At 56.1% G+C, this 19,657-nt stretch carries 13 protein-coding genes; 7 read left to right on the top strand and 6 right to left on the bottom strand.

The annotated features are described in order from the left end of the window. Nucleotides 1-38 precede the first annotated feature (38 nt). Complete coding sequence (locus tag SH573x_RS06950) at nt 39-818, bottom strand: cupredoxin domain-containing protein (protein ID WP_479353622.1); 780 nt, start codon at nt 816-818, stop codon at nt 39-41. A gap of 164 nt (nt 819-982) precedes the next feature. Between SH573x_RS06950 and SH573x_RS06945 the strand changes: the two genes are divergently transcribed. Then, nucleotides 983-2,248: an alkaline phosphatase family protein gene (locus SH573x_RS06945; RefSeq protein WP_479353620.1), complete on the top strand. Its 1,266-nt coding sequence runs from the start codon at nt 983-985 to the stop codon at nt 2,246-2,248. Nucleotides 2,249-2,395: 147 nt separating this feature from the next. On the opposite strand, the gene SH573x_RS06940 is transcribed toward SH573x_RS06945, so the two are convergent. After that, nucleotides 2,396-2,707 carry a hypothetical protein gene (locus SH573x_RS06940; protein WP_479353618.1) on the bottom strand — a complete coding sequence of 104 codons (312 nt, stop codon included), beginning with the start codon at nt 2,705-2,707 and terminating at the stop codon, nt 2,396-2,398. 148 nt (nt 2,708-2,855) lie between these two features. Between SH573x_RS06940 and SH573x_RS06935 the strand changes: the two genes are divergently transcribed. Next, the gene (locus SH573x_RS06935) at nt 2,856-4,586 is read left to right on the top strand and encodes an ATP-binding protein (RefSeq protein ID WP_479353616.1); all 1,731 of its coding nucleotides are present in this window, start codon (nt 2,856-2,858) and stop codon (nt 4,584-4,586) included. Between the two features lie 58 nt (nt 4,587-4,644). Here the strand turns inward: SH573x_RS06935 and SH573x_RS06930 are convergent, their stop codons facing one another. The 4 genes from SH573x_RS06930 to SH573x_RS06915 form a co-directional block, all read right to left on the bottom strand. Next, a complete protein-coding gene (locus tag SH573x_RS06930) occupies nt 4,645-6,549 on the bottom strand; it encodes a sigma-54 interaction domain-containing protein (protein WP_479353614.1) in 1,905 nt (634 codons plus the stop codon). Continuing rightward, on the bottom strand, nt 6,549-8,030 hold the full coding sequence (locus SH573x_RS06925; RefSeq protein ID WP_479353612.1) for an MFS transporter: 1,482 nt from the start codon (nt 8,028-8,030) through the stop codon (nt 6,549-6,551). The genes SH573x_RS06930 and SH573x_RS06925 overlap by 1 nt, the downstream gene beginning before the upstream one ends. Nucleotides 8,031-8,723: 693 nt before the next feature. Beyond that, a complete protein-coding gene (locus SH573x_RS06920; RefSeq protein ID WP_479353610.1) occupies nt 8,724-10,142 on the bottom strand; it encodes a DUF1501 domain-containing protein in 1,419 nt (472 codons plus the stop codon). An 8-nt stretch (nt 10,143-10,150) separates the two neighbouring features. Next, a complete protein-coding gene (locus SH573x_RS06915; protein ID WP_479353609.1) occupies nt 10,151-13,339 on the bottom strand; it encodes a PSD1 and planctomycete cytochrome C domain-containing protein in 3,189 nt (1,062 codons plus the stop codon). Nucleotides 13,340-13,741: 402 nt separating this feature from the next. Between SH573x_RS06915 and SH573x_RS06910 the strand changes: the two genes are divergently transcribed. From SH573x_RS06910 to SH573x_RS06890, 5 genes are all read left to right on the top strand, one after another. Then, nucleotides 13,742-14,725, top strand: coding sequence for a glycosyltransferase family 2 protein (locus SH573x_RS06910; RefSeq protein WP_479353607.1), 984 nt, complete (start codon nt 13,742-13,744; stop codon nt 14,723-14,725). Nucleotides 14,726-14,994: 269 nt separating this feature from the next. Beyond that, a complete protein-coding gene (locus SH573x_RS06905; protein ID WP_479353606.1) occupies nt 14,995-16,611 on the top strand; it encodes a hypothetical protein in 1,617 nt (538 codons plus the stop codon). Nucleotides 16,612-16,694: 83 nt separating this feature from the next. Continuing rightward, on the top strand, nt 16,695-17,249 hold the full coding sequence (locus SH573x_RS06900; RefSeq protein WP_479353604.1) for a GNAT family N-acetyltransferase: 555 nt from the start codon (nt 16,695-16,697) through the stop codon (nt 17,247-17,249). A gap of 19 nt (nt 17,250-17,268) precedes the next feature. Then, nucleotides 17,269-18,795, top strand: a complete 1,527-nt coding sequence (locus SH573x_RS06895) for a hypothetical protein (protein WP_479353602.1) — start codon at nt 17,269-17,271, stop codon at nt 18,793-18,795. 177 nt (nt 18,796-18,972) lie between these two features. Further along, nucleotides 18,973-19,650, top strand: coding sequence for an ABC transporter ATP-binding protein (locus SH573x_RS06890; protein WP_479353600.1), 678 nt, complete (start codon nt 18,973-18,975; stop codon nt 19,648-19,650). Nucleotides 19,651-19,657: the final 7 nt, after the last annotated feature.

Raw genomic sequence — 19,657 nt, 5'->3', positions numbered from 1 at the left:
ACGGTGGCTACTTAGTGTGGAAAGTGGCTCGGTCCCAACTAGGGCTTCAACACATCGCTTCCCAGTTCGACCGTGCCCAGATCATTGGCCCCGGCTTTCAGTTCAAGTTCGATGGCACCCTTCTTGACCGGATAGGCTTTGCCACCGATGGTCAGTTCTTTGAACTTGGCCGCTTCATGATTGATCTTCAACGTGATCGTGCCTACGGGCAGACCTTTAATCTCCAGCACACCATCTTCGTTGCTCACACCCACGAAAGGATGGTCTTGCACAACCACAAAGGCTTTCATCCATGTGTGGCTGCCACATGAAACCGGAATGGCGCTGGGCTCGGACTTCTTTACAGTGAATTTCTGCGAGCCACCGGCAGGGATCTGCTGGTTTTGAGCATCGTTATTGAAGAACGAGAAGGCGGCGTTGTGGCCAGTCTTGTCACTATTGGTGACGGTCAGAGTTTGACCGGTCTGAAGCACCACGACGTGTGGCGAAAATTGGCAGTTCTTGTTGTCCAGGACTGGGTTTTCGTTGGCGACCTTGACGGCCGGATCGGCTGCCTTGGCATCGAATTTTTTGGGATCCGGGAACATGATCACGTCGCGGATGCCGTTGTTCTTTGGATTGATCACCAAAGAATCGGATTCAATCTTCAAAGCCGCGCAAAATGGGTCGGCAACTGCGCCAATGGGTTTGGCAGCCGGTGCTTTGCCTTTATACACAAACGTCAACTTCAGATCAGCGAAATCAGCGCTGGCCGAAGAGGTGAAGCTGCTGGCGATCAACGCTACAGCGATAGCAGTCAGATTTACAAACGTTTTCATAGAAACTGTCTCTCCAGGATGGGGGATGTCCACAACCGCAGGCAGCCATAGATCTGCCTCGGCACATCGCCGTATCAGGTAGGATTGTTCCCTCCCAGGACTGGGGGGCAACGGTGCACATGATTATACTCGGCACTGCTCCAGCTGGTAAGTAAGGAATTGGTATGCTGTGCGTTCTCAATGTGGTGGGCTTGACCCCAAAACTTCTCGCTCATGCCCCGCGCCTGGCAAGCCTCGGACAAGCGCAGGCTTGGCGCAGTCCATTGCCGGCGGTCACTTGCACTTCCCAAGCCACCATGCTCACAGGTTTGGCTCCCAAAGACCACGGCATTGTCGCCAATGGCTGGTACTACCGCGACACTGCCGAGATTCGCTTTTGGCAACAATCCAATTCGCTGATCCAAGGTGAAAAATTTTACGAAGGCATTGAAACCGCCAAGTTGTTCTGGTGGTTTAATCAGCATGCACCCGTGAAATGGAGTGCCACTCCTAAACCCCATTACGGCTGCGACGGCTCCAAGGTTTTTGGTATTCTCGATCAGACCGACTGCCAGTTAGAGGAACGACTGGGCGCGTTTCCTTTCCATGCGTTTTGGGGTCCTAAAGCTGGGCTGCCTTCCAGCCAGTGGATTGCCAAAGCGGCCGCCAGAGTCCTGCGTCAAAACAGACCGCAACTAACACTCGTCTATCTGCCGCACCTGGATTACGACTTCCAACGCTTCACCGAACACGACGCCCAACGGGTCGCCGAAGTTGACGAATGTGCGGGGCACGTGATCGACGCAGCCGAAGAGGTTGGCGCCCGTACGATTGTGGTATCTGAATATGGCTTGGTGCCGGTATCGAATCCGGTATCGCTGAACGTGCACTTGCGCAAAGCCGGTTGGTTGGCCGTGCGTGATGGACCGTTTGGAGAACAGCTCTTACCGGGCGATTCAGCCGCCTTCGCCGTGGCCGATCACCAAGTGGCTCATATCTACGTCCGCGATCGAGCCATGATTGGCGAAGTTGCTGCATTGCTCGAGAGTATCGAAGGCGTCGCCCGCGTAGTTGATCCAGCCGAATTGGAGTTGGATCATCCGCGAAGCGGTGAGCTGATTGCGCTGGCTGCCCCCGATGCATGGTTCACTTATTACTATTGGCTCGACGCGACTCGTGCGCCCGACTTCGCCCCGACGGTCGACATACACCGCAAACCCGGCTATGACCCGGTTGAGCTGTTTATGACGTCGATGCCCAAAGCCATGCTGCGGCTGGCTCAAAAGAAGCTAGGTTTCCGATATCGCATGGACGTCATTCCTCTGGATGCCACGCTGGTACGCGGTAGCCATGGTTTGTATCCATCGCCGGAAGATGGCCCGCTGATCATCGGCCCCTCACCACCGACCGACATGCGCGATTTCAAACAATACGTAAGGGACCTGGTCTAAACCGTAGGCGTTAGCCTCGGTTTGTGACGTTCATGGCCGCTCGACGTAGGAACCGGGGCTAACTAACGCTCTCGGCGTTGGGTCCATTCGGTTTTCGAACGTTTGCGACCGTTGATTTAAATAACCGGGGCTACTAACGCCCTCGGCTTAGATGGCTGGCGTGGCTGTGCCGGGCGAATAACTGGGAGGGTCGCTGGCAGGGAATGATTCATCGATGGATTCATCGATAGCGTCGCGTGTGCCGGCTGGATGATATTCATCCATCTCTTGCCACATACAATTGGGGTCATCTGGGTCACATTGTCCCCATGGGAAACCGTGTTGGGCCATGCGGTAGACTAGATAGCCTACACCCAGTGGAATCAAAACGCGAAACGGTCGGGGAGCCAAAAAACAGGCGGCAGCAGTAGCGGCACTGGCACACCAGAACTGCTGGCCTGTATCGTATCGATTGCGCATGATTGTTCCTTTCAGGTGACTATGATTGGTGGAGGACTAACCCAGCAAACCTCAGGCCAAACCCTGGGCTGGCCAACCGCCTCGGGGCAGTTGACAATACGCACACACTCTTTCCAACTTCCAACTTCAAACTTCAAACTTCACTTCCATGGCATCGTTGTTCGTCATTCGTGGTCGAGATAGCGGGCAGCACTATGAACTGCTGAGCGTTTCGACGACGCTGGGACGCGAATCTACCAACCAGATCCAACTGCACGATACCGAAGTATCGCGTCATCACGCGCGCGTCGACCGCGGCACCGACGGTAGTTGGACGTTGGTCGATCTGGGCAGCAGCAACGGCAGCTTTATCAACAGCCAACGCATTAACTTGCACCCGCTGACCAGTGGCGATCGGGTACAACTGGGCAGCACACTGATGATCTTCAGTGCCACTAGCGATGCCATGACCAGTACGCAACCGGCTACGCATCACGGCGGAGCCCATGATGTGGCCATCGTACGCAACGATGATCGCGATGACCTCTCGCACATTCGCCACACCTTTGCCCCCGAATCGATGCCCGCGCCCCCATTGGTGCCCACGAAAGCAGAACTCGAATTGGACTGCGAAACCACGCCAGCCTTCAGCGGCTGGGACGTGATCTATCGCGTGGGCCAGGCAATCACGCGCACGCTGGATATCGACGAGATGATGCGCCAAGTGCTCGACATGGTCTTTCAATGGACTCAGTGCGACAATGCTTGCGTGCTGCTGATCGATGAAGTCACCAGCCACCTCACTCCCGCGTATCGTCGCAATCGCAAGAACTCGTCCAGTCCCCAGCGGCCACTGGAAATCAGCAAGACCATTGTCGATTACGTCGTCTCCCATCGCGAAGGCGTACTAACCAGCAACGCTCAAGATGACGAACGTTGGTCGGGAGCCGGTAGTATCGTATCGCTGGGAATTCACGAAGCGATGTGTGTACCGATGCAAGGTCGTTACGGAGTCGTCGGCGCCATCTACGTCGACACGACAACCAGCCCCGGCATGGCCGCCGAACGATTGCAAGACCGCGCACCGATTGAATCGTTTACCGATGAAAACTTGAAACTACTAACGGCCATCGCCAACCAGGCTGCTCTGGCCATCGAAGATACCCAGTTCTACCGCGCAACACTCCAAGCTGAACGCATGGCGGCGATGGGACAAACGATTGCCAACCTTTCCCATCACGTCAAGAATATTTTGCAAGGCGTGCGCGGCGGCAGTTACTTAATCGAAACCGGTTTGAACAATCAAGACTTCGAGGTGGCTCGCAAGGGCTGGCGAATGGTCGAGCGCAACCAGGAACGCATTAGTAACCTGGTGATGGACATGCTCTCGTTCAGCAAAGAACGCGTACCCGAACTGCGCGAAGGCGACGTTCGCCACACGATTACCGAAGTGGTTGAACTGATGCAGAGTCGCGCCGAGGAAGTTCATGCTCGCCTGGTCTGGGAACCTCCCACACACTTTCCTGCGGTACGTTTCGATCCCGACGCGCTGCACCGCGCGATTCTGAACGTCGTCACCAACGCCATCGATGCGGTCGAATCACGTGACGCCGGCCAGGTCCGCTTGCATTTGCAAATTGCGCCTGCGTCACAGCTAATCGAACTGGCCATCGAAGACAACGGCGAAGGCATCGCGCCAGAGAATCTCGAACGCATCTTCTCGGTGTTTGAATCTAAGAAAGGCGCGCGTGGTACCGGCCTGGGTCTACCCGTTAGCCGCAAGATCTTGCGCGAACACGGCGGCGATGTCTTAGTGGAAAGCGAACAAGGGCAGGGCACCAAGTTCACCCTGCGCTGGCCGGGCATTACCGAAGGTGTCGACCGCCCCACCATGATCTAGCACGCGCCAGGCAGAGCCTGGTAACCAGGCTGGGGCAACCGAGGCTAACGCCCTCGGTTTAGTCTTCTTCGGGTGTCATCCCTAGCTGGCGCATCTTGCGATAGAGATTGGATCGGTGTAGTCCGAGGCGCTCTGCGGCGTGCGCGATGTTGCCGCCGGCGGCTTCGAGGTGGCGGCGAATGTACTCGGACTGAAACATGTCGGTCGCATCGCCGAGCGTCATTTCGCTCGGCAAATTCTTGGGATCCACCGTGCGAGTCGGGGCCAATACAAAAGCCAGATCGCTTTCTTCGACCTCCGATTCGGCAGCCAGGTAGGCCACACGTTCCATCATGTTGCGCAACTCGCGCACGTTGCCCGGCCAGGCATGCACGCGCAAGCTCTCCTTGGCCTTCTTACTCAAGCTCATTGCTCTGCGGCCAATCTGGGAACCGAACTGTTGCAGGAAATGTTCAGCTAGTACCAAGACATCATCCCCGCGCTCGCGCAAGGGTGGCAGATGCAACGTGACTACATTTAATCGAAAGTACAAATCCTCACGAAACTTCTTTTGTCGCACGAGTTCGGCCAGGTTCTGATTGGTTGCCGCAATCACGCGCACGTCGGTGCGAATTGGCACCGATCCTCCCACGCGAACTACAATCTTTTCTTCAAGCACCCGCAACAGTTTGGCTTGCCCACCAGGACTCATCTCGCCGATTTCATCCAGGAACAGTGTACCGCTGCTTGCCAATTCGAACTTGCCAGCGCGGGCTGCAATGGCGTCGGTGAAAGCGCCTTTCTCGTGACCAAAGAGCTCACTCTCCAGCAGCGTCTCGGCAATCGCTGCACAGTTAACCGCCACAAATGGTTGAGCGTTGCGCTTGCTTTGCAGGTGCAAGCTCCGGCTGACGACCTCTTTGCCCGTGCCATTTTCACCGAGTATCAAGACCGCCAGATCCGTGGGCGCAACACGAGCGATGGTCTGCCGCATTGTTTCCACTGCCGGGCATTGACCCACCAGCGACAGTCCCGCCGAAGCAGATTGAACTAAGCGATCACGTGTGCGAACCAGGTCATCGATGCGCTGTGTGTTTTCTAAAGCCGCCGCAGCGTGTCGCCCTAGTTCAGCGAGGAACACTTCATCGTCGATGGAGAAGCGACCGTCGCGATGATTGAGCACTTCGAACACACCCATCGCGCGACCACGATTGTCCACCAGTTGCACAGCCATCAGCGAGCGCGTGAGATAGCCGAGCTGCTTGCCAACTTTGATGTTGATCGCGTTGGGATCATCGCTCGAATCCCAACGCAGCGGTTGACCATGCTTCAAGACTTGGCCAGCGATGCCTTGATCATCAGGTATCCGCAATGGTTGACCTTCGACGCCCAGCGCTGGATGGCCAACCAATTCCTTGGCGGCTCGATCCCACAGAAAGATACTCGCGCGATCGGCATGCAATACGCGGGCCGCAGCCTTGGCGATGTTATTCAGGAGCTCTGGCAGATCTTGCGTGCGGTGCCAGGTGATGGCCAGTTCCAACAGCGTCTGCAATTGCTCCAGCCTGAGGCTGGCGCGGTGATGCCGCCGCGTCACTATCACGCAAGTCTGGAGCATGCGCACCAGCATGCTCAAATCGTCTTCGTTCATCAGATCGCGAGGACTAATGACCAATGCTTCGGCTTGCTCGGCGCCAGGCAGGGCTTCTAAGCGATCACTGCTCAGCGGAGCAGCACACCATTCACCTTGACTGACAACTTGCCCGCGATCGCAAGCCGTGGCCGCCAGGTCAACGGGCACGCGAGCCAGGGCAGCAGTTGTACCGGCTAGTCCCCACTGCGAACCATTTTGACTGAGCCAGGCAATGCGCCCCTGTGGAAAGTGTCGCATGAGTAACTCAACGACACTCGAACGCAACGAAGCGACCGACGGTGATTCGGTCGTCGCACGCCACAACTCGCCCGCCAGTCGCAAACTGCTCACTATTCGGTGGTCTCCGCTTTCGGCTCAGGCAAAAACATGCCCACGGCCAAGGCAATCACCGCCATCGCAGTAGCCACAATACCTGCCGCTTGAGCCACGATATCGGGCGTTATGGGTTTATCACCCGCCAGCAGCGGCGCCACCGCGCTAGTGGTCACTACCGACATGCTCGTCCCGATCATGCGTCCTCCGACATTTGTTGCGAAACTGCCGCCCGTACCACGCAGGTGCAACGGAAAGACCTTGGGCAAGTATTCACCGAAGTAACTGAACTGGGCCACCGTCACCAGCCCACACACGCCATAGGCAAACATAAAGACGGGGCCGCCTTGGTTGTAGAGCATAAAGTAAGTGAGTGGCAACATGATAAGCGCCGGCACTTGAAAAAGCTTGAGCAGCGTAACACGACTAATGCCCACAATGATAAAGATGGCCAGCAGAATACGACCGATCAAACCACCCATTTCCTGGAACAACTGGACGGCTTCGCCTTTCTCTTTGATTTCACTATCCGGACCTTTTTGCTTGGCCGCCAAGGCTTTCAACTGCGTGACGACTGCGGCCTTCTCTTCTTTAGACGCAGCCTTGTCGAACTGTTCGTTCAGTTTCTTGGCTTCAACTCGCAGTGGTCGCAGTTCATCCGACGCATGTTTCATTTCCGGCAGGCCAGGAGTCACCAGGCGCGGTGTCAATTGCAAGGCACCAAAAGCGATGCCGTAAGCGCAAGCCGATAGCAGCGCGGTGACGATCGTCACGCGAATGTACTCAGGTGCAAAGAGCGCACTGATCTTGGGGCGTTTGAGCGTTCCAGCCGCCCGTCGTTCTTTCCACACACGTGACTCAGGCACGAAAGGTAACATCAGCGCAATGGGAATCGCCGGAAACAGTCCAGTGGCCAGGATGTATCGCCAGGTGCCAACTTCGCCATCGGTGGCTTTCGGAAAACCGATGTCAGGCAACAGTCCACGGTTTCTGCCGATGTAATATGCTACCAGCGTAACCAAAACGCCTCCCAACGAGGCAAAGGCTTGCGTAATACCTAACCACTTCTCGCGCTGCTTCTTGTCTTCAAAGACTTCGGCTAGCCAGGTGATGGCCGCGATGAACTCGACGCACACTCCAATAAAGGTTGTGCTGCGAAAAAAGATAAACCACGGCAACGTCGTGCTGAAGGCTGCCAGGAATGGCGAAAACGAATACAGAAAAATACTCGCCGCCATCACTGTCTTACGACCCAAGCGATCGATCAGCCAACCACCCCACAAACCGAACACCCCACCGCACAGCGCCGAGATCCACAGCAGATTACCCGTCCAGGTCGCCACCGATGGATGGCTAATCGGCACTTTTAGCAGTTCCGCGATCGCCGGCGGAGCCACCAGCGGAGTCATCAGCAGTTCGTAGGTGTCGAACAAAAAACCGATACTGGCGATCGCGATGATCAACCAAGTCTGCATGGAAAATTTGGCGGAAGAGTTCATGGATATGTCGTTCTGGGTGGGATAGGTAGAAGTGCTCGCCGCCAGCGATTGTAATCGAAATCACGCTGCCTGTGGCATAGGCTTCCAGCCTGTGTGTCTCCTACTCCTACTCCTACTCCTACTCCTATTCCTACTCCTATTCCTACGCGACTGTCCTCGTGATGCTCGAGTACGAGTAGGAGTACGAGTACGACTGCGTACTGCGAAATCGGTCAGCGGGTTCAGATTGACCTTGTGCGATCGTAACCACCGCCGCCAAGCGGTGGCTTTCGCTGCCAACCGAGTCTACCGTCTGGCGACCGTGGCTACACAGTGTGAGAACTCCTACTCCTACTCCTACTCCTACTCCTACTCCTACGCGACGGTCCTCGTGATGCTCGAGTACGAGTAGGAGTACGAGTACGACTGCGTACTGCGAAATCGGTCAGCGGGTTCAGATTGACCTTGTGCGATCGTAACCACCGCCGCCAAGCGGTGGCTTTCGCTGCCAACGGAGTCCACCGTCTGGCGACCGTGGCTACACAGTGTGAGAACTCCTACTCCTACTCCTACTCCTACTCCTACTCCAAAACCAATGCGAGTACGAGTAGGACTGCGTACAGCGAAATCGGTCAGCGGGTTCAGATTGAACTGCCACCGCTGCCAGCTGATTCCACCGTCTGGCGACGGTGGCTACACAGTAACGCTGTCCAACTACGCAATCACATCGTGCACAACATGTCCATGGACATCGGTCAAGCGATGATCGCGGCCGCCGAAGCGAAACGTCAAGCGTTCATGATCGATGCCCAGCAGATGTAAGATGGTGGCATGCAGGTCATGCATCTCCAGCGGTTTATCAACCACCTTGTAACCGAATTCATCGGTCTCACCATAAGTTGTTCCGCCACGCACGCCGCCGCCTGCCATCCAAATCGAAAAGGCAAACGGATTGTGATCGCGGCCGTCGGCACCTTGCGCAAACGGAGTGCGCCCAAACTCACCGGCCCATACAACTAGCGTTTCATCCAGCAAACCTCGCGCGGATAAATCTGAGATCAAGCCGGCGATCGGTTGATCGACCGCCACCGCGTTGTCCTGGTGACCCTTGCGCAAGTTGCTGTGCTGGTCCCAACGGTCATGACCCACCGACGGACAAGTTAATTCGATCATGCGAACACCACGTTCGATCAGTCGCCGGGCCATCAAACATTCGCGGCCGAAGGTAGCCGTCGCTCCGTTGGGACTATCGATACCGTAGAGCGCCAACGTGTTGTGACTTTCGCTGGCAAAGTCAGCCGCTTCGGGCACGCTGGCTTGCATCGCATAGGCGAGCTCAAAATTCGCGATCGCGCCTTCGACTTGATCGGCACCGCCAGTGCTGGCTAGATACTGCGCATCGAGCCGACTAAGCAGCCTGCGCTTTTGCAATGCTTGCTCGGCCGAAACGCTGTGCGGCGGAGCCAAATTGGCAATTGGCGTCGCGGTGGGCGAGAAGAGACTGGCCTGATGCGCAGCCGGCAAGAACCCACTGCCAAAGTTATCGAGCCCACCGGGCGGGGTCAGGCCACCATTGATCACGACGTAGTCGGGCAGGTTATCGCTCTCGCTACCTAAACCATACGACAACCACGCACCCATGCTCGGTCGGCCAGCGATACCCAGTCCCGTATGCAAGAAGTAGTTGGCGCTGGTGTGTTCGGAAAATTGACTAGTCATGCTTTTGACCACCGCTAGCCGATCTGCATGCCGTGACAAGTAAGGGAACAATGAACTAATCCACAAACCACTATCGCCAAAGCGCGAAAAGGTCCACGGCGATTGCAGCGTAAGTCCGTTGTTATCGAATTGCGTCGGCTCAGCTTTCATCGGAAAGGGTTGACCATGATACTTCGATAACATGGGCTTGGGGTCGAAGGTGTCCATCTGTGCCGGACCGCCATCCATGTACAAAAAAATCACGCGTTTGGCTTTGGCCGGATGATGCAATTCTGTTAGCAGTCCTGCATGTTTCGCATAGCCGGTCTTGTGCAACAGCGCAGCCAGCCCTAATGAACCAAAGCCGCATGCAGCCTGGCTGAGCCATTGACGGCGCGAGATACATGCGCGAGTGCGACCACACGGATAATTCATTTCACATCTCACTGCAGATATTGAAACTCTTTGGTACACACCAGCACATGGGCGAGCTCTTTGAACTTCTCTATCGTGCCATCGCTAACCAGTTCCGCACACTCCGCTAACTCGTCAGCGTCGGGCTGGCGTGCCAGGGCCGCTACATACATCGCGCGAATGCGATCTTCATTGGTTGAATGCTCCGTCCACAGACGTTGACTCCAACGCTTAGCCATCTCGTGCACCAGCGGCGCGTTCAGCAAGCTGAGAGCTTGCGCGGGCACGTTCGACATGTTGCGTTTACCAACTGTGGTCGCAGGTGGTGGTTGATCGAAGGCGACCAGAAACGGATCGAGAAAGTTACGACGCACTTCCACATAGACGGCGCGGCGACCGTTACCATCCAGTGGGCCACTCTTGCCGGGCCGACCGCGGCCAGTCATTTGATCGGTCAAGTAAACCGGCACACTCTCGCCGCCCTGTGCGTGATCCAGCGAACCACTGATCGCCAGCAACGCATCACGCAACTTCTCGCCGCTTAGACGGCGGACCTGGCGATGACTCAAGTAACGCGAGGTCGGATCCAATTGCTGGTGCGACTCCGATGGTCTACTCGATAGTCGATAGGCGCGACTGCTGCAGATCTCGCCAACCAACCACTTCAGCGACCAATCGTGCTCAATAAACTGCAGCGCGAGATAGTCCAGCAACTCCAAGTTGCTCGGCGCACCACCCAGCAGACCAAAGTTATCCGGTGATTCGACCAGGCCTTGACCAAACAGTTGCATCCACACGCGATTGACCATCACCCGGGCCGTCAGCGGATGGTTGGCGGAAGTTAACCAGCCAGCCAGCTCTACTCGCCCGCTCGAGGCCTGGTCGGTTACGCACTGACCACCCAGCGCTTGCAGGTCGCCGCGCTGAACAGCGGTGCCGCGTTTGTGTGGGTTACCCCGCATAAATTGCACCGCGTCGCGCGGTGTACCTTCATGAATCCCCAACAGTCGCGTTGGAGCCGGCGTACTGGCCGCCATGGCTTCGAGTGGGCTTCGATCCACGGTCGGCACTAGTCCTTGAGGCAAAGCCAACTGACAGCGCGTCGATTCTGCAATCGCACTGCGCATTAGTTCCAATCGTTGCCCAGCGGGTTGCTCCCGTTGCTCGAGCAGCAGCCTGGCCAGATTGTTAATCAGTTCACCGCCCGACTTGGCAGTCTCGGTCCACTCTAGCACGACTGGACCAATTTCGGCCGGTGGCCCCGAGCCGGCCAATCGTACTTGGCTCAGCTCAAACCAACTGTTCTCATCATCTTCGAGGGAGATATAGGCTGGGTGACCCAAGTACTTCTTCAAGTCACCGCCGTGCGTGACCCAGCCAGCATCCAGCGGTTGATCAATTGGCTTCTTCAAGTCGCCAAAGAGCAACGTGTGAAACTCGATCATGAAATAGTTATCTACCAGGATCGTCGATTGACCGCCTTTGCCACGCATGCGCAGGGCGACTACGGGATGCGTGACGTCGAAAGTCGGAGAACGCAAGGCGAGTTGTTGCTGCTTGCCCAACACGTGCGATGCAAACTGTCCAGGTCGCGCAGGCAGCACGCCTAGCGGATCCAGTGCCATCAGTTGCCCAGGTTGCGTACCACGCTCGCCGAGCGCCTCGTCGGCGCTTTCAACGTACCAGCCCGGCGGAAGCCCGTTCGCAAAATCCGCGAGCAGCACGCTCTCGGACTCCCACTTCAACCAGGCCGATCGCGCCTCGCGCAGTGCTTGAACCATCACCGCTTGTTTGGCAGCGAACTCTTGGTCGCTGCTGGCATCCAGCATTAATAGCAGCGGATACAACGGATGAGCGCTAGTAATTTCCTTGCGAGTTTCCTCGGGCTTGGCTTTCCATTGCTCGACCAGTTGCAACAACCACGCTGCCAGTTGGTCTTGCGTTAGCGTCGTGGATTGCCCCTGCACAGCGGTGCTGAGGGAGCGCTGCAATTGTGCGGCGAGTTGCTGATTGTGCTGGGCTATGCGGCCATGCGGATCATCGAGCGTGTAAGTTCGACGTGAACTCTGCAGCACGCCCATCAGGCTAGTGTAATCAGCGGCGCTGAGCGGATCGAATTTGTGATCGTGACAACGCGCACAGGCGACCGTCAGTCCCAAGAACGTTTTGGAATATACGTCGATCTGATTATCCAAACGTGTCGCTTCGTCGCCCCACACGTCCACCGGCGCGTGCAGCCCTTCGCCCATCCACCACCAACTGGTCATGGCCATCGATTGATTAATGTCACTGACGCGATGACGGCGAGGATCGACCAGTACATCGCCGGCCAAGTGTTCCATTACGAAGCGATCGTAAGGCAGATCATCGTTGAGCGCATCGATGACCGCATCGCGATAACGCCAGGCGTATCGAACTGGGTAATCGAATTCATGGCCCAACGTTTCGCAGTACCGCACCAGGTCGAACCAGTTGCGTCCCCAGGTGACTCCGAACTCAGGCGAAGCCAACATATCTTCCAAGACTTGCGCATAGAGCGCGTCAAACTGAGGCGAGCCGACCTTGGGTGCCTGGCTGAACTGTTGCCATTGCTCTTGCGACGGTGGCAGCCCGGTCAAATCATAGGCCACTCGTCGCAGCAGTTGCGTGGGCGTAGCATCATCTGCCGGCTGCAACTGGAGACTTTCCAGCTTGCTTAGTATGAATGCATCCAGCGGTCGCGCTGGCCAATCGGCTTGACGGACCGCGGGCGGAGTAGCTGGCCGCATACTCTGCCAGGCCCAATGCGATTGAGCCCGCTCCTTTAACCAATCGGGACCAACCGCAGGTGATGTCCCTTGGCGCTGCGGCCAGGGTGCACCGATGGCGATCCAACGTTCCAGTGTCGCAATCTCTGGTTTGCTCAACGGTCTGTCCGGCGGCATGCGGTTCATGCCGTCACCGCGCACAGCCATAATCAACAAGCTGTCGGCCGGTTTACCCGGTTCCATCGCGGGGCCACTATCACCGCCGGCCAAAGCCAATTCGCGTTTGTCGAGTTTCAGACTGGCTTTGGGGGCTTCGAGCGTCGAACTATGGCAACTTAAGCAGCGTTCGGCCAGCAGCGGACGCACTTCGCGCTCGAACCACTCGTCAACATCGGGCTCAGCCGCGCCGGCGACAGCCAGCAGGCACCAGCCAACCAAGCCAATCGCGGTGGAGGTGAGTAGATATTTCATTGCAGGCGGGGAGTTTATGGTGGGAATCGATCGAAAAGGGTCAATCGCTATATTCTAGTCGATCCCCCGGCCGCCGGCGCTAGCCTGGGAAGATTAAATGCTGCGGCCCGTCTGTGGCATAGGCTTGTGTGGCATAGGCTTCCAGCCTGTGTGCCATCTCCACTGGGCTAGAAAGCTTTTCGATACACAGGCTAGAAGCCTATGCCACATACAGGCTAGACGCCTATGCCACGTAAATAGATCAACTTTCAAGACGGAATACTTTACATATAAAGCAATTGCAGCAACGCCAGGAGCGGCCTCGCGGTTGAAATCGGGCTCAAACGTGTTACCCTTTTACTTCCTGAAGGTCACCAAAATCTGTTTTTCACTATTGTGCTCCTCGTGAATAAGTCGGGCTAAATGTTATTGTCGATCATCGTCCCGGTATACAACGAGCGCGATTCGTTGCAGGAACTGATCAACCGCATTGCGTCGGTTGCCCAAGAGCAACAGTATTCATTCGAAGTCTGGCTGGTCGACGATGGCTCGCGGGACGGCTCGTGGGAGCAAATCCAAGCTTTGTCCGCCGCCCACAACTATGTATCAGGCCTGAAACTGCGGCGCAATTTTGGCAAAGCCGCCGCGCTGTCGGCTGGGTTTGATCATGCGCAAGGCCAGCGACTGATCACGCTGGATGCGGATCTGCAAGATGACCCAGCTGAAATTCCTGCCCTGCTGAGCAAACTGGACGAAGGCTATGATGTGGTCACCGGTTGGAAGCAAGTCCGGCATGATCCCTGGCACAAGGTTGGCCCAAGTCGAATTTTCAATCGCTTGATCAGTTGGCTAACCGGCGTGCATCTGCACGATCACAACTGCGGCTTGAAAGCTTATCGCCGCGAAGTTATCGATGAAGTCAAGTTGTACGGCGAGATGCATCGCTTCGTGCCCGTGCTAGCCGCGGCCCGCGGGTTCCGCGTGGCCGAAATTCCCGTCAAACATCAAGCCCGCAAGCATGGAGTATCCAAGTATGGATTCGAGCGTTTCATCAAAGGGCTGCTGGATCTGTTTACAGTCTACTTTCTGACTGGATTTCGTAACCGCCCGCAGCATCTACTCGGATCGCTGGGGCTAGCAGCGCTGAGTTTTGGTTCGCTGGGGATCCTAGTACTGACCATCTTGTGGGCTTGGACGCGGATCGTCAATAACTTGCCCGAAGATGATCTGCATCTGCACGAGCGCGCGATCTTCTACTATTGCATCCTGGCTCTGCTGTTGGGCGCCCAACTGCTCTCGGTGGGTTTCATCGCCGAGTTGATCACTGCTCAGAACCGTCCCCACACCAAGCCGTACAGTTTGGCTGAGTCAACCAAACGCGAGTACGGAACCGTAAAAAATAAATGACCGGACTAACAGTGCTCACCAAGAGCGAATTTTCATCGCTAGTATGGACCGTATCGGATCAGGGCGAGACGATTGAAGGAACTGTAGGCCTGATGAGCTTGTAGTAAAATGAGTCGCGATTTAATCGATCGCTTCACAACTCCGGCTTGAAGAGTATTTTTTCGGATAACTATTTGCGTTAGCCGTGAACGTTCGATTTTGTAGGATTGAGATCAAACTAACCTGTTACGATAAGCCCGGTCATTTATTTTTTTACGGTTCCGAAGCCCATGTCCGAACAATCCTCCACAACTTCAACCTGGTGGATAGGCCTGCTGGTTGTGGTAGCCCTGGTGGCTCAAGCCGAGCGCATTCTCACGACGCGCTCGTCCACGGGCGAGACTCCTTTTCATAGCGCAAACGATCGCAGTCGTTGGTGCGGTGTAGCAGCCTTGGGCAACTATGGTCGCTTTGAGATCGACAATATTACCGATCGCAAAGATCCCAAGACGGGCAGAAGAACTTGGGGGACCATCGACAAGGTACGACATCGAGGCCGCGATGGTCGGCAACACTATTACAGTAGCAAGCCGCCACTACTGCTGGCCATGCACGCCAGCGTCTATGGTGTGGTGCGTTTGGCGACCGGTCTGAATATTCTCAACTACCCATTTACAGTGGCACGCATCGTCTTGTTGCTGGTCAACTGGTTGCCACTGGGCCTGTTTTGGTGGATGTGGGCCAGGTATTGGCAGCGACAATCCATGCATTGGTGGACCTTAACCGTCGTCATGCTGCTGATGCTGTGGGGCACTTTCGTCAGTACCTTTGCCAATACGCTGAACAATCATTTGCCCGGTGCACTAGCTGCCGGCGTATCGCTGTGGGCTGTGTTGCAGATCATCTATGAGGGCCAAACCAGCGCCCGCTACTTCGTTCTGGCTCTCTTTGCCGCCGGCATGTGCGCGGTCTGCGAATTGCCTGCCTTGGCCTGGGCTGCGGCCGTCGGCGCGCTGCTGATCCAAGTTGATTGGCGCAAAACGCTCATGGGCATAACCGTGGGCATGGTACCGCTGGCCGTGGCTTTTGCGCTCGTCAATTACTGGGCGCATGGCGATCTGCGGCCACCATATGCCCATCGCACAGTCGGACCATTGGTAACGCAATTGCCACTGGATGATTCTGTTAATGGCTTGTCCGAGATGGAGCGAGTCGCGCAGCAACGTTCGCAGATCGTTAGCATGCTGCAGACGAAGGATTTCAACTTGAGTCCGCAGGCTGAGTTGAAAGCGTCGCGGACCGCGGGAGTTTACGAGCTATGGGACAGCGCGACTCAATTCCGATTCGCGCTGACCATTGCGGACCAGTCGATCAACATCCACCACTGGGATGATTGGTACGATTATCCTAATTCCTACTGGTACCCAGAAAATAAAAAGGGTGTCGACCTGGGCGAGCCCAGTCGTGGGATGTATCTATTGCATGCAACCTTCGGCCATCACGGTTTGTTTTCGCTGACGCCCATGTGGCTGTTCATTCCGCTGGGCGTCGTGGCCATTTGGAAAACTTCCGCTCTGCCGTTTTGGCGACGACTTTTTGATTTGCGCATTCAAGTGATGTTGGCCATCGTCGCGACCAGCCTTGTTTGTTTTGCGTTCTACATGGCCAGGCCGTTGGAGGATCGCAACTACGGCGGAGTAAGCTGTGGATTCCGCTGGATGCATTGGTTCGCGCCGCTATGGTGCTGGTTGGTGGCTCATGGCCTGATGAGACTCCAACCGCGGATCAGCCTGGCGCAGATCATCGTGGTCCTGTGTTTGGTCATCAGTATCTATTCAGCCAATGTGCCTTGGCAGAATCCGTGGACCTCGCCCTGGTTGACTCGTTTTTGGGGTGGCCCGGGCTGAGCATCCGCTCTGCCCAGAGTGCAAACGAAGATCCAGAGCCCACAAAACTTGCCCAGGGGCTGTTTGGCGTGTAGAGTTACGGCATGGGATTGACCTACTTTAAACGTTATAAAATGGAAGCCCGCTTGGGGCAGGTTGAGCTAGACCAACCTGTGTTGGCCGAAGGTTTTGAGTTAAAGCCTTGGTCAGAGAGCCTGACCGGCGAGCATGCGCTGGTAAAGTGGGAAAGCTTTCGCTCAGAAATCGATTCTCACGTCTTTCCCTGTCTTGGCGAACGCGAAGGCTGTGCGCGGCTGATGCGCGAAATTTCTTCGCGTTCCAACTTTGTGCCCGAAGCAACTTGGCTGGCCTGCTACCAAACGCCGACATCATGGCAAGCTTGTGGAACTGTTCAAGGTTTGATGCTCTCGCCACGCGAAGGTGCGATCCAAAACTTGGGTGTGCATCCGGAGTTTCGCGATCGCGGCTTGGGGCGAGCGCTGCTGATTAACGCCTTGCTCGGCTTTCGCTCGGTAGGCTGCACTCATGTTCAATTAGAAGTAACCGTTCAAAATACGGCGGCTGTACGATTATATGAACGCATGGGCTTTCGCCGCATCGAAACGCTCTTCAAAGTCGCTGACGTCATCTACGCGTAAGCTGACCTCTTGTACAACCATGGCACTGCTGGTCTATGCGACTGGTGCCATCTTAGCGCAAGCTCAAGAGCCGGCGATTGCCAACCCGCCCAACCCAACTGTACTGTTCGATAGCTATCACGCCCACAACTTTCTCGATCGCGGCGTTATCCCCGGTGAGCACAGCTACCACCATCTGACCGGCCTGAAGCGCGCGGCGCAACTCCTGCGCGATCGCCAGGTGCCAGTTGGAGAGCTGATCATCGGACCGATCACGCCTCAGCGGCTGAGCGGTGTCAAGCTGGTCATCTTAAACTTGCCCAGTGCCGATCGTCCGCCCTGGTTGGTCAGCGAGATTGAAGCGGTCGTCGACTTCGTGCGTCAGGGTGGCGGAATCATTTTCATCACCGACCATTCGAATTGTTACTACCACCAGTATCACTTGTTGCCGCTGTGGGAACGACTGGGGCTGATCCCTACCTTCGAAACGGTGTGTGAACGCGAGCCCAATAGCCTGCTGACTCCTAGTGGTGAGGGTTGGTTGTTGGTCCGTCATTTCGAGCCGCATCCAGTAACCGAGTCGGTCAAATATCTGGCCATTCAAACCGGAGGTCGCGTCGTTGGGCCATCGATCGTGGCGCGAACGAGCCCGCAAGCCTGGGCCGATGCGGGCGCAACGCCCATGTATGCCGAAGGCCCCATCGGACTATTCGGTGATATGAAGTATTCAGCCAGCGAAGAACAAGGCGCGCAAGGAATCGTACTGGCCAAGCAAGTTGGACAAGGTCGCGTGGTGATCATCAGCGATCAAAATGCGATGGGCGATCTGCTAATCAGCTACGCTGACAATTGGCGACTGTGGTTGAACGCTTGTAGTTGGGCAGGCGGAATAAAGCTGGATCACGTGCTCACATCGCGCTTACCCCGCACAACCACTGCCTCCACAGTTGCCCTCGACCAGCAATCCATCTTTGATCAGATCACTTCCCAGCAGCCCGATCGCAATGCACAGCCCCAGCTGCCACCGGGCACCTGGCAAGTTCAGTGCTGGGAACCATTAACGCGTGGTCAATTTCATTGGGGTGGTACTGACGCAATTCAATATTATTACTTCTGGTGCTGGCTGAATCGTTGGACTTGGATCAGCGCGCATGAAGAAGCTTCGCACCCAGAACCGATGGGTCGCCAATTGCTGCTTGCTGCAGACAACGACATACAAGATCCCCGCCTGATCCAGCGGCAACGCGAGATTCTCTCCAGCGGTGGCAAAATAATTTTGCTGCCTTCCGTGGATCAATCCAGCCCATCAACCGAGCCTACGGAGGTTCAAATTGCCTGGCGCGATCGATGTTTACAACAGTTGAATATCGACGCAGAGCAGCAAGTGCTTTGGCGAAACCAGCCGCTTAACCATTGGCAATTAACTTCGGGACATGGGACGCTTGTGCTGATCCCAGATGCAATTCGCTTGCGCAATGCTGCTTTCGAGCGTCCTGAACGCACGCCCACTGCGCCGCACGCCAAATGGCTGGGCCTTCTTTACCAGTGGTTGTTTGAACAGCCGTAAAGGGTGAAAATAGCGTAGCTCGGTTTTTCTGAAATCGACACGCAGGCTGGCTAACTCTCAGCGGCGAAGGTGGCGCAGCAGTTGCCCTCGTCACCCACGTGAACCGCTGCGGTCAAGTCATCGCCCTATCGAATTCGGAAAGGTCGGCTCTACACCGACTACTACTTAGGAACAAACATGCCACGTCTGGTTGTACAGGACTTGAAGAAACAATTCGTAACCGAAGCGGAAACGTTGGACGTGCTGGATGGAGTGAACTTGACACTCGACGCGGGTGAGAACCTGGCGATCGTAGGGGCCAGTGGATCGGGCAAGTCGACGCTGCTATACATCTTGGGAACGCTCGACACGCCGACCAGCGGGTTAGTTGAAATCGATAACGTCAATCCTTTTGCATTGAGCGCTGCCGGGCTGGCAGATTTTCGCAATCGATCGATTGGGTTTGTCTTTCAGGATCATCACCTGCTACCTCAACTGAGCGTGTTTGAAAATGTTTTGCTGCCAGCGATCGCTCAAGGTCGTCCCAGTCAGGAACTGGCGCAGCGAGCCGAACGCTTGATCGATGAAGTTGGGCTCAGCGGACGCATTAGCCACGTTCCTGGTCGTCTCAGTGGCGGCGAACGACAACGCGTGGCAGTAGCCCGCGCATTGCTCCATCAACCGAAACTCTTACTGGCTGATGAGCCCACAGGCAACCTGGATGCCGACACGGCCGATCGCATTGCAGATCTGCTCTTGGATCTGCCGCGCCGCGAAGGTGCAGCTCTGATCATGGTGACCCACAGTGAGTCGCTCTCGTCGCGCGCAGCACGTTGTTTGAAATTAGTCGACCATCGCCTGGCCACCGTCGCTTGACGAATCC

The organism is Rania fehmarnensis (genome assembly GCF_056494185.1).
The sequence above is the reverse complement of the archived record's forward strand: the minus strand, read 5'-3'. Positions and strand labels throughout refer to the sequence as shown.

Coding starts and splice junctions, on each gene's coding strand:
- SH573x_RS06890 (WP_479353600.1), top strand. CDS start 18,973: ATGCCACGTCTGGTTGTACAGGACTTGAAGAAACAATTCGTAACCGAA.
- SH573x_RS06910 (WP_479353607.1), top strand. CDS start 13,742: ATGTTATTGTCGATCATCGTCCCGGTATACAACGAGCGCGATTCGTTG.
- SH573x_RS06920 (WP_479353610.1), bottom strand. CDS start 10,142: ATGAATTATCCGTGTGGTCGCACTCGCGCATGTATCTCGCGCCGTCAA.
- SH573x_RS06945 (WP_479353620.1), top strand. CDS start 983: ATGCTGTGCGTTCTCAATGTGGTGGGCTTGACCCCAAAACTTCTCGCT.
- SH573x_RS06940 (WP_479353618.1), bottom strand. CDS start 2,707: ATGCGCAATCGATACGATACAGGCCAGCAGTTCTGGTGTGCCAGTGCC.
- SH573x_RS06915 (WP_479353609.1), bottom strand. CDS start 13,339: ATGAAATATCTACTCACCTCCACCGCGATTGGCTTGGTTGGCTGGTGC.
- SH573x_RS06935 (WP_479353616.1), top strand. CDS start 2,856: ATGGCATCGTTGTTCGTCATTCGTGGTCGAGATAGCGGGCAGCACTAT.
- SH573x_RS06900 (WP_479353604.1), top strand. CDS start 16,695: ATGGGATTGACCTACTTTAAACGTTATAAAATGGAAGCCCGCTTGGGG.
- SH573x_RS06895 (WP_479353602.1), top strand. CDS start 17,269: ATGGCACTGCTGGTCTATGCGACTGGTGCCATCTTAGCGCAAGCTCAA.
- SH573x_RS06950 (WP_479353622.1), bottom strand. CDS start 818: ATGAAAACGTTTGTAAATCTGACTGCTATCGCTGTAGCGTTGATCGCC.
- SH573x_RS06925 (WP_479353612.1), bottom strand. CDS start 8,030: ATGAACTCTTCCGCCAAATTTTCCATGCAGACTTGGTTGATCATCGCG.
- SH573x_RS06905 (WP_479353606.1), top strand. CDS start 14,995: ATGTCCGAACAATCCTCCACAACTTCAACCTGGTGGATAGGCCTGCTG.